Consider the following 11574-nt stretch of genomic DNA (forward strand, 5'->3'; position numbering starts at 1 on the left):
CATAGGGGGAAATGGTTATGGATAAAAAGTGGAAATCAATATGTCACATATTGATTTTAGGATTACTTGTACTCGTAATTGGTGCGTGTTCTTCGGGTTCAAAAAATAATGAAACTGGACAAAAAAATACGAATGATGGCTCGTCGGAACCGAAAAGTGGAGGCACTTATACGATACTTTCACCTGCAGATCCAGATATGCTGGATCCCCATCGTCAATCATCCATTTATACACATCAACTGGCAGGATTAGTTTACAACAAATTAGTATCCTATGAAACAGGTCCTAATGTTGAGTATACAGATTACAATGTTGTACCAGATTTGGCAGAACGTTGGGAAGTTTCGGATGATGGAAAAGTCTATACATTTTATTTACGAGAAGCCTATTGGCATGATAAAGCACCTGTTAACGGAAGACAGGTAACGGCTGACGATGTAATTGCCACAATGGAAAGAATTATTAACTTACCAGGACATCAAGCTTCTCTATTATCGGAAGTAGAGAGCATTGTAGCAAAAGATCCTCAAACAGTTGTGTTTACATTAAAACAACCTTTTGCACCTTTCCTCAATTTCATGGCGAATCACTTTATGTGGATACTACCGAAAGAAGGGGTAGAAGGGCAATTTGACTTAGCAACAGATGCGATTGGTACTGGTCCTTTTGTGTTAGAAAAATGGGAAGATAATGTGCAAGCGACTTTCAAAAAAAATCCAAAGTTTTATGAAGAAGGTAAACCATATTTAGATGAAGTAATTTTTAAAGTAGTTCCTGATCAAGGTTCCCGTATTGCAGCCTTTAGAACAGGGCAGGCAGATACAATCGGAAGTTTATCACCCGAAGAGTTGGATCAACTCATAAAAACGAATCCTGATGTTACGGTCTTTGAAGCACTCTTTGCTACACAGGAACAACTATATTTAAATATGAAAAAGGAACCATTTAATGATTTGAAAGTACGTAAAGCAATCAGTATGGCTGTCGACCGTCAATCGATGGTAAAAGCAATATATGGCGGAGGAGAAACGAGCGGTCCTGTTAATCCATCTTTAGGAGACTGGTCATTACCATTAGAAGAAAGGGAAAAACTGCAACCATATAACCCAGAAGAAGCGAAAAAACTATTAGAAGAAGCAGGTTATCCTGATGGTTTTGATACAACATTAATGGTAACAAATGGTTACGGGGAACAATTAGTCCGTGTTGCGCAATGGATTGCAGAAGATTTAAGAAATATTGGCATTAATGCTGAAATTGAAGTAGTCGAATATGCAACTTACTTCTCTGAAAGATGGCCGAATGTTGATTATGATATGGGCGTTGGATATCAAACCTATTTCCAAGAACCGGATGAGTGGTTAAGAACACAGTTACACACAAACGGGGCAAGAAATTGGTATAACATTAGCGATCCGGAATTAGATAAGATGCTTGATGAACAAAGACTTATTCTCGATGTCGATCAAAGAAAAGAATATGTCCACAATATTCAACGCTATGTATTGGAGAATTTAGTCAACCCTATCCCTATTTCAACTTATTACACGAAAACACCACGCCAACCTTATATAAGAGATTCCTATCCGCATGCTTCTTATGGATATGGTTATTTAAAAGACGTTTGGTTAGATAAATAAATGGAATCCGCATAAAGGGAAAATTATTAGTATACGGACTATTAATTTTCCTTTTACGAATTGAGCATTTCATGAAAGGTATGTGAGATCAGATTCTAATAAAAGGATTGAGTACTTTGCATAAAATCGAAAAGATAGAACTATCAACAAACTTTCCTATCGGTCCAGTGAATGTTTATGTTCTATTTGGTGATAAATTAACCCTTATTGATACAGGATTAAACCGTCAACAGGCTTGGCAAGAGTTGAACAACGGTTTGCTACAACTAGGGTTAGAGATAAAAGATATCGAGCAAATCGTCCTAACCCATCACCATAATGACCATACAGCTATGATTGATTGGATACTTGAAAAAAACCCATCAATTCAAGTTTTCGCCCATCAAGATACAGAAATGATTTTAAAGGACGAAGATTACTTGGAATGGAGTTCACAGTTTTTCGAAAAGTTATTTCTTGAGTTCGGATTGACGAAAGAAATGGCTTACAAATGGGCATATCGTAAAGGAAATCGCGACCGTTATGATTATTTAAACGTGAATACGACTCTTTCCGAGGGAGATTTTGTTCCAGGTTTACCTAATTGGCAAGTAATTGAAACGTTAGGTCATTCACAAGATCATATTTCCCTTTATAACGAGAAAGAACAATTGTTTATTTGTGGCGATAACATCATACAAGGTATACATGCAGGTATCTTTCTTGATGCACCAAAAAGCGGAAAAGATCGGGCAAAACCATTACTACAATATTTGGATAATTTAGAGAAATGCCGAAAATTAAACGTTCAATTGACCTATTCTGGCCATGGTCCTATTATCGAAAATTTAAACGCGGCGATTGAAACCCAATTAGGGAACATAGAAAATCGAGCACAGCGGGTAATACGTACATTAGAAAAAGCAAACGGTGTGGCTAGCGGGTTTGAAATTATACAAGATATGTATCGTGGTCGATATGAGAAGGCGGTTATAACTTTTGTGTTCGAAATTGTCGCGGTACTCGATCTTCTGGAGAAAAGAAATGTTGTGGTCGCGGAGAAAGTAAATGGTGTTTATCAATATCGATTAGTGAATCATTTCTAAAACTATTTTTATTCACAAGATAAAAAGAAAAGAAACGAAAGAAATCGATAATTGAATATTTCTATAAATCTTTTAATAGAAATATATTATTAAGTTATTTTCAACTATTTTATTTGGAGGGAAATCATTTGACTGGAAGATTCGATAATAGAGTTGCATTTATTACTGGTGGGAGTAGAGGAATCGGAAAAGGGATAGCGGAAACATTTGCCGAGGAAGGGGCAAAAATCGCGATTATTGATATTAATGAAGAAGCATTAAACGAAGTACAATCAGAATTTAAAGAAAAAGGCTATACGGTTTTAACTTTACAAGCAAATGTCGTCAATGCAGAAGAAGTTGAAGCAGCAATGGAAGAAGTCGTATCTCAGTTCGGTTCCTTAGATATTTTAGTGAATAATGCTGGAATTATCCGCGATAATTTACTATTTAAAATGACGGATAGTGATTGGAATCAAGTCATTGATGTCCATTTAAAAGGGACATTTAATGCATCCCGTGCTGCTCAAAAATATATGGTGAAACAAAACTATGGAAGAATTATTAATATTTCTTCAACTTCCGCTCTTGGAAATCCTGGTCAGGCAAACTACGCTACAGTAAAGGCAGGGATTCAAGGATTTACAAAAACGCTTGCAAAAGAGATAGGTAAATTTGGAATCACAACGAATGCTGTAGCTCCTGGATTTATTGAAACAGATATGACAAAGGCAACAGCAGAAAGAGTGGGCATCCCTTTTGATGAGTTTGTAAAAGGGGCAGCAAGTCGAATTCCAGTGAGAAGATCAGGTAAACCTTCAGATATTGCCAATGCCGTTGCCTTCTTTGCAGACGAAAAATCTTCTTTCGTAAATGGTCAAGTTTTATACGTTGCTGGAGGACCTACTAATTAATACAGGAGGGAGATGGTAGAAATGTATACGGATTATATAGGTGTGACATCTAAAAAGATGAAAAATGTAGTGGAAAGGGAACTAGTTAGACGGTTTGCGGAATCAATCGGAGATTTACATCCTATTTACTTAGATGAAGAAATCGGAAGTAAATCTAGATATGGGAAAAATATTGCACCCGTTACGTTTCCTCGAATTTTTAGATCTGGTGAAATTGAAGGTTTAAAACTGCCCAATAAAGGATTAATTCACGGAGAACAAATTTACCATTACAATCGACCACTTTTTGTAGGAGAAGAAGTATATTGTTATTCTAAATTAGAAGATTACTTTGAAAAAGAAGGAAGTACTGGAAAAATGGGCTTCTTAAAAATGAAACGATATGGCGAAGACAGTAGTGGAAATGTCATTTTTACAGAAGAGTCGATCATTATTATTAATGAAACGGTTAGGAGGTCGTTGAACGTATGACGAATCTCAAAGAATTAGTTCTAGGAGAAACAATTAAAATGACCCTTGAACCTGTATCGAGAATGGATCTAATTAAGTATTCTGGAGCATCTGGAGATTTTAATCCCATTCATACGATAGATGAAGAGGCAAAAAAAGCGGGTCTACCAGGAATCATCGCACATGGCATGTGGACGATGGGGAATCTATCCAAATTATTTACGCCGCATTATGAAGAAGGATTCATCCAAGATTATTCGATTCGATTTGCCGGCATGGTGTTTTTAAACGATCAATTAACATTAAATGCCCAATTAATCGAACAAACAGATGAAGCATTACATTTTAAAGTGAATGTTACGAATCAACACGACAAAGAGGTCGTTAAGGGAAAAGTAAAATTTGCCCTATATTAAAGTAAAAGGATTTGTCTCGATTTTTATAATGAATGAGAGGCAAATCCTTCTTACTTAAAAGGCTTAAAGAATAGGAGGGATATCGGTATGCACGTGAAAGAGCTATTTGATATTTCCGGAAAGACCGCCATCGTAACAGGGGGAGGACGTGGGCTTGGTGAGCAAATTGCACAAGGCTTTGCCGAAGCTGGTGCCAATGTCGTGATTTGTTCGAGAAAGTTGAATAATTGTGAGGAAGTAGCAGTAAGATTGGAAAAATATGGAGTAAAGACACTTGCCATAAAATGTGATTTAACGAACAAAGAAGAAATAGAAAATTTAGTTAACAGAACATTAGAAGAGTTTGATTCTATTGATATTCTTGTTAATAATAGTGGGGCAACATGGGGGGCTCCAATGGAAGAAATGCCACTAGAAGCATTTTATAAAGTGATGAATGTTAATGTCACGGGAACTTTTTTAATGTCTCAAGCTGTCGGAAAAGTAATGTTGAAACAAGGCTATGGAAAAATAATCAATATCGCATCTGTTGCAGGTTTAAAAGGATCGAACCCTGAAGTAATGGATGCGATTGGATATAACACAAGTAAAGGGGCCGTCATTACTTTTACAAAGGATTTAGCTGTGAAATGGGGGCCGAGGGGAATTTATGTGAACGCCATTGCACCTGGTTTCTTTCCAACGAAAATGACGAAAGCTTTACTTGATCGTGGCGGTGACTCAATGCAAAGCAAAAATCCATTACGTAAATTCGGATCAGATACGGATCTAAAGGGTGTTGCTTTATTTTTAGCTTCGAAAGCATCTGATTTTATTACGGGTGAAACGATTGTAGTCGATGGTGGTACGAATGCAATGTAAAGAAAATGATAGATGGGGGCATAGATAATGAAAAGAGATGCAGTGATTGTTTCTGCAGTTCGAACAGCAATTGGAAAACAAGGTGGAGCATTAGCAAGTGTTCCTGCTCACCTTTATGGAGCTGAAGTCATTAAAGAAGCGATTAATCGAGTAAATATTTCAGCTGAAATGATTGATGATGTGATTATTGGTAATGTTTTAAGTGGTGGAGGAAATATTGCAAGATTATCGGCTTTACAAACAGGGCTTTCCATACAAATTCCTGGGTTAACGGTCGATCGTCAATGCGGTTCTGGAATTAACGCCGTTGCATTAGCAGCACAAGCAATTCAATCAGGTGCTGGTGATATTTATATTGCTGGCGGTATTGAAAGTATGAGTCGGGCACCGTATCAATATGAACGGCCGGAACAAGCATACAGTTCCATCCCACCAAAGTATCGTAAGACATTACTTGCACCCGAAGAAATCGGAAATCCACCTATGGGAATTACTGCTGAAAATTTAGCAAAAAAATATAATATTTCAAGGGAAGAACAAGATGAGTTTTCGTTCAAAAGCCAACAAAAAATGGCGATTGCAATGGAAGAGGGGCGATTTGATGAACAAATTGTTCCGATAAAAATCCCTGTCCGAAAAGGAGAACCGATATTATTCGATAAAGACGAACACCCACGTCCGAATACGACGTTATCCGCACTGGCTAAATTACATCCCGCCTTCGTAAAAGATGGTACAGTAACAGCTGGAAGTAGCTCTGGATTAAATGATGCAGCTTCAGCTTTAGTAATTATGTCTAGAGAAAAGGCAGAAGAGTTAGGCATCCAACCATTAGCAACAATAAGAGGTTCTATGGTAGCCGGGGTTGATCCAAATATTATGGGTATCGGTCCTGTTCCTGCAACGAATAAGTTAATGAACAAATTGGGACTATCGTTAAAAGATATGGATTTAGTTGAATTAAACGAAGCGTTCGCTGCCCAAGTTATCGCTTGCAATAGGGAATTGGATATTGATCCAGAAAAATTAAATGTGAATGGTGGCGCCATTGCCCATGGACATCCATTAGGCGCAACTGGAGCAATTTTAATTACAAAAGCAGTATATGAATTGAACCGAATCAACGGCAAAAATGCCCTTATTACAGCATGTATCGGTGGTGGTCAAGGTATTTCCATGGTTATAGAAAGAGAAGGATAAAATTGCTTAATATAATTTGAAACTATCACTGATTGAAGGGAAATCACTTTGAGAAGAACAATCATAAATGAAAGTATCGATTTGTTTGATAAAAAAGGATATAGTAAAACTTCAATTCAGGATATCGTCAATAGCATAGGTGCTACTAAGGGGACATTTTATTACTATTTTAATAGCAAACAAGAGCTGTTAAGGGATATTCATTTAAGCTATATCCAGGAACTGTTACAGGAACAAGAAGTCATACTCCATGATTCAAATTTAACTTCAAAGGATAAAATTAGAAAATTAATTTTATTAATCATTGGTAAAATCAGAACCCATGGTAAAAGTGCAAGGGTATTTACTAGAGAAATTCGTCATTTAGAAGAAGAACATATCCAGTATGTGAATTCGATTAAGCGTGAGTTTCGCCTTAACTTTCAAAAGGTTTTGGAAGATGGAGTCGAGAAGGGTGAATTTCGAAAGGATTTAAGAAGCGATATTGTCACTTTTGGAATTCTTGGCATGGTGAATCGGTCGTATAATTGGTATAATCCTGATGGAGAAGTGTCAGAAGAAGAACTTGTTGATATTTATATGGATATTATTATTAATGGTTTGATAAATAACAAGTAGATGGAAAAAATACGATTAGCATGGATATTTTTATGAATACGCTTACAAAATAAATTCAATGAAGTTTAAAAAAGAAATAGTACGATAGATAAAGTACCTGTAGTGTGAAGACACATACATAAAGAGTGCTTTTCCAACAGGTATTTTTATATGCTTAAATCTATTAGAACAAAGCGACAAAGAATATCCCTAGTCATTTGGAAAGTGTTATTGACAACGGATTGAATTGTTGTATAATTCTGAATAGGAGAAATGTGGAAGGTGGAATTCAATTTGCCAACATACATGTAATGGTTAAGTAATTAAATAGTTCACTTCTTTTTTGAACAAAATGTTCAACGACGGGAGAAGTGTGCCTATTTTTAGCCATTACAGGGAACGCAGGATAAACTGTTGAGTTAATTCCAAGCGGGATACCTATAAGGTATTCCGCTTTTTTGATGGGAAATCCTTCTCCATTCAGCTATTATTTGGTGTTCCTCTGGATAAATTGGAGGATAAAATCATGAGTTTTAATAATGTTATTACTTTTCAGGTTAGTGCTCAAGAAAAACCTACCGTAATTCGGAATTGTAGGCAATGTAAAAGAAGTACTGAATACTTTTGTAGTGATAAATTTAGAGTAAACGCAAATCAAAAAATAATAGATATTTGGCTCATTTATAAATGTTTACATTGTGAAAGTACATGGAATTATCCTATTTTTTTCTAGAGTACATGTGAATCGAATTGATCCAATACTACTTCAAAAATTTATGGATAATAATCAAGAGACCATTTGGTATTATGCTTTTCAAATTAACAAATTAAGAAAACTATGTAATGCGGTGAAAAAAGACATTCATTATAAGGTAATAAAGGAAAAGTCCTATACAAATTCAAATTCTAATGAAATAGTAATAAGAATTTGTTGTAAATATAATTTTGGACTTAGAATTGATAAACTACTAGCTGAAATATTAAATATTTCAAGATCAAAAGTAAATACAATGGCATTAGAAGAAATGTTTTTACTAAACCCCAATGTTACAATAAGCGATAAAGTACTAGATAATTTACAAATAACAATCAAAGGGAATTGGCATAAGTATGTTTCATTTAAGGACTATGTGAGTAGCCCCTATTAGTAAAGAATGTGGATAGTAGGGTTCGTAGGAAAAGAACAGATTATGAAAAGTTCCTCCATTGATTTATATAGATCATCATAGGAGGAATGGGATATTATTACGCTTACTTACAACCATCTAATTCTGATGGAATGGGGTTACGGAAGGAAAAATGGGTTTTATTTTGATTGCAATGAGCTGTTAAAATGCTTCCTACACAGGTGGATCAATTTTGGAAAGACAAAAATTTAATGATTTAAACTTACATTCTCAAACGAATTGATTCTTTAATATTAAAATGTTAACCCCGTCCTAAAAATAGGGCGGGGTTATTTTAAAGTACAAGGTATAAGTTTTATTTTATTTCTACTTTCACCCATTTTCGGACGCTATTAATGAACCATATTTGTGTACACGTTTGTAAGTCATCTAATGTCAGGATTTTCTCATGGATTTTTCCTTCATTTAATAACTTTTCCCGGAAAGTACCAGCTAATAAACCGGAATTTATAGGGGGCGTCCATCGTACACCGTCTATTTCTAAGACAACATTTCCGTTTGTGAATTCAGTGAGTTCTTTCTTTTCATTCCAAAGAAGGACATCAAAAACATCTGGATGTTGCTTTTGAAAATATTCATAATGTTCGCGATTGGTCGTTTTATAATAATAAAAAATATTGTTCTGATCGATTGGTGATTTTGCCAATGAAACAACTTGCTGAGATTTTACTGGTTGTAATGGTTGGACGTTAATGGAAACTTTTCCATTTTGATCAAGTAAGAGACGCAATTTATATTGACCCGTTTTGTTTTCCTCAGCAACCTTAAATAAACTGTGCTTCACTTCTTCCATATTGAAACAATAGCCAAAATATTTCGCTGCATGAAGAAGTCGAGTTAAGTGTTCATCAAGGAAAACAAGTTCTCCATTTTGCAACAAAATACTTTCCAATAGTTCAAACTTCGGCCGTTGAACTTCTAGAAAACTTGCTTTTGCCAATACTTCTTCATACTCTTCTTCTGTTTTAGAATCCCATGTAATACCACCACCAACTCCATAAGTTGCTTTACCTGTTTCATTGTTAACCACAACCGTTCGAATTGGAACATTAAAAATTGCTTCCTTATCAGGCGTTATGTATCCAATTGCACCACAATAGACATCCCTTGGAGTGGATTCTAAGGATGATATAATATTCATCGTACTGATTTTAGGTGCTCCTGTAATTGATCCACAAGGGAACAGTGCTTTAAACAGTTCAAAAAAGGTCGTTTGTGGCTTTACCGTTGCTGTTACAGTAGAAGTCATTTGATGAACTGTAGGATATTGTTCGATTTGAAAAAGTTTTGGAACTTGTACTGTCATCGGTTCAGCAATCATACTTACATCGTTACGAAGTAAATCTACGATCATTACATTTTCTGCACGATTTTTCTCGGAGTAATACAACCACTTTGCATTTTCTTCATCCTCTTGAAATGTTTTCCCTCGAGCAATAGTTCCTTTCATTGGACGTGTCGTAATTTGATTATCTTTTAAATGGAAGAACAGTTCTGGTGATGCAGATAAAATACTGAAATCACCTGTATGAATATAAGCACAATAATTAGATACTTGGGCATTTTTCAGACGATTAAAATAGGCAATATCATCTCCTTGGAAATGGGATTGAAGACGAATAGTATAATTTGTTTGATACGTATCGCCATTTTTTATTGCATTTTGAATAGATGAAATAGACGATTCATATTGACTCATTGTAACCTTTGGTAACCATTTTGTATGTTCGTATTGTTCATTGCTTACTAAAGATTCATGAAGAGGTTCTTTAAAAATTCCAAACCAAAGTAAAGGCATTGTCGGATTGCTATTGACTTTCATTGCTTGATCAAAAGCTGGCGCACTTTCATAAGAAACGTATCCAGCTGCATAATAGCCATCTTCAATGGCTTGTTGAATTAATTGAAAGCTTGGTAAAACTTCCTCAACTGTATAGGCAACAATAATTTTGAACGGATTTTTAAAAGTGAATGGTTTCACTTCTCCATTGGATGATGCATATTCAAAGGATAAAATTGGTTGTCTTTTATGATTTGTTTTCATGATTTTTAAGTCCTTTTCATTTTGTAAAGAAGTTTTGAATCATCTTTAAGCCCATGTCCGTTAAAATGGCTTCTGGATGAAATTGAACACCTTCAACTTTGTAACTTTTATGACGTATGGCCATAATTTCTCCTTCGGTTGTTTTGGCAGTAATGTCAAAACAGTTTGGCAATGTCGCGTCATCTACTATGAGAGAATGATAGCGTGCTACCTCTGTTGGACAAGGGAGATTGTAGAAAATAGATTGTCCGTCATGTTTAATCATAGAAGTTTTTCCGTGCATAGGAACATTCGCTTTTTTTACATTGCCATCGAATGCTTGCGCAATAATTTGGTGTCCGAGGCATACTCCTAAAATAGGAATTTCTCGATAGAACTTTTTAACAACTTCTAAGCAAATACCCGCTGTATCAGGATTCCCGGGACCAGGCGAAAGGACGATATAGTCAGGAGCTAACTGATTTATTTGTTCTATAGATAATTGATCGTTTCGCCGGACGATTATCTCGTGCCCAACCGTTTGAATATATTGCACTAAGTTATATGTAAAAGAATCGTAGTTATCGATAACTAAAATCAAATTGAACTTCTCCATTTCTCGTTAGTAATCTGACATTTATTATAGAAGAAGTAGAACATTAATGGGAAGAATTTTATAAATGAATTTATACTTGAGTAAATATAGTTTTATTACGATGTACTTGTGGTGGTTATGTACAATAAGTAAATTAATTGTAAAGAACTTTCTATTTCAATAAATAAACTTATTATCCAATAGGAATGTATCATGATTAAACACACGATTGTTTACCCAATAAAGAATTGGATTTGAAAGGGAGTTAACATGTATGGTAGTAGCTATTCCTATTATTTCAATACTTTTTTAATGTTTGCTAGCATACTATCGAAAGGAAAGGGCTCCTCAATTCTTGTAGGGTACAATGCTTGACAATGAAAAGGCGTAATACGATGTAGTAGCTTTATGCAAGTTTATCGGTAAAATGATGTATGGTATTAGTCTAGGCATAATATATATATTTTTGTCACTTATTATTTTTTCATGGCTGTACTCCAATACAAAAAGTAGATTCAAAGAACAGGATTAATGATAAGTGAAAGGGGACCAGATTGTCGACAAAAGGCCTTCAGAATGGTCACATTCTGAAGGCCTTTTGTAATTTTGAACGTTTTTCGGGTATTT

The 11574-nt window shown here is 35.3% G+C and carries 12 protein-coding genes; 10 read left to right on the top strand and 2 right to left on the bottom strand.

Annotation, left to right across the window (positions count from 1 at the left end):
* Nucleotides 1-17 precede the first annotated feature (17 nt).
* The 10 genes from H9636_RS16715 to H9636_RS19320 all read left to right on the top strand — a co-directional run bounded on the left by H9636_RS16715 (nt 18) and on the right by H9636_RS19320 (nt 8290).
* On the top strand, nt 18-1640 hold the full coding sequence (locus tag H9636_RS16715; RefSeq protein ID WP_191708715.1) for an ABC transporter substrate-binding protein: 1623 nt from the start codon (nt 18-20) through the stop codon (nt 1638-1640).
* Nucleotides 1641-1756: 116 nt separating this feature from the next.
* Nucleotides 1757-2725 carry an MBL fold metallo-hydrolase gene (locus tag H9636_RS16720; protein WP_225230304.1) on the top strand — a complete coding sequence of 323 codons (969 nt, stop codon included), beginning with the start codon at nt 1757-1759 and terminating at the stop codon, nt 2723-2725.
* A gap of 128 nt (nt 2726-2853) precedes the next feature.
* A complete protein-coding gene (gene fabG / locus H9636_RS16725) occupies nt 2854-3618 on the top strand; it encodes a 3-oxoacyl-ACP reductase FabG (protein WP_191708716.1) in 765 nt (254 codons plus the stop codon).
* 21 nt (nt 3619-3639) lie between these two features.
* Nucleotides 3640-4089: a MaoC family dehydratase N-terminal domain-containing protein gene (locus H9636_RS16730; RefSeq protein ID WP_191708717.1), complete on the top strand. Its 450-nt coding sequence runs from the start codon at nt 3640-3642 to the stop codon at nt 4087-4089.
* The gene (locus H9636_RS16735) at nt 4086-4484 is read left to right on the top strand and encodes a MaoC/PaaZ C-terminal domain-containing protein (protein ID WP_191708718.1); all 399 of its coding nucleotides are present in this window, start codon (nt 4086-4088) and stop codon (nt 4482-4484) included. The genes H9636_RS16730 and H9636_RS16735 overlap by 4 nt, the downstream gene beginning before the upstream one ends.
* Nucleotides 4485-4571: 87 nt before the next feature.
* A complete protein-coding gene (locus H9636_RS16740; protein WP_191708719.1) occupies nt 4572-5345 on the top strand; it encodes an SDR family oxidoreductase in 774 nt (257 codons plus the stop codon).
* Nucleotides 5346-5372: 27 nt separating this feature from the next.
* The gene (locus tag H9636_RS16745; protein ID WP_191708720.1) at nt 5373-6545 is read left to right on the top strand and encodes a thiolase family protein; all 1173 of its coding nucleotides are present in this window, start codon (nt 5373-5375) and stop codon (nt 6543-6545) included.
* A 48-nt stretch (nt 6546-6593) separates the two neighbouring features.
* Nucleotides 6594-7163 carry a TetR/AcrR family transcriptional regulator gene (locus tag H9636_RS16750; protein WP_191708721.1) on the top strand — a complete coding sequence of 190 codons (570 nt, stop codon included), beginning with the start codon at nt 6594-6596 and terminating at the stop codon, nt 7161-7163.
* 505 nt (nt 7164-7668) lie between these two features.
* Nucleotides 7669-7875: a DUF1062 domain-containing protein gene (locus tag H9636_RS19315; RefSeq protein ID WP_263604298.1), complete on the top strand. Its 207-nt coding sequence runs from the start codon at nt 7669-7671 to the stop codon at nt 7873-7875.
* 7 nt (nt 7876-7882) lie between these two features.
* Nucleotides 7883-8290, top strand: coding sequence for a DUF1062 domain-containing protein (locus tag H9636_RS19320; RefSeq protein ID WP_318241042.1), 408 nt, complete (start codon nt 7883-7885; stop codon nt 8288-8290).
* Between the two features lie 334 nt (nt 8291-8624).
* On the opposite strand, the gene pabB is transcribed toward H9636_RS19320, so the two are convergent.
* Both pabB and H9636_RS16765 read right to left on the bottom strand, forming a co-directional pair.
* Nucleotides 8625-10373, bottom strand: coding sequence for an aminodeoxychorismate synthase component I (pabB, locus tag H9636_RS16760; RefSeq protein WP_191708722.1), 1749 nt, complete (start codon nt 10371-10373; stop codon nt 8625-8627).
* A 16-nt stretch (nt 10374-10389) separates the two neighbouring features.
* Nucleotides 10390-10953, bottom strand: coding sequence for an anthranilate synthase component II (locus H9636_RS16765; protein ID WP_191708723.1), 564 nt, complete (start codon nt 10951-10953; stop codon nt 10390-10392).
* Nucleotides 10954-11574 lie beyond the last annotated feature (621 nt).

Origin of the sequence: Ureibacillus galli (genome assembly GCF_014836845.1) — a bacterium.
Taxonomy (GTDB): Bacteria; Bacillota; Bacilli; order Bacillales_A; family Planococcaceae; genus Ureibacillus; species Ureibacillus galli.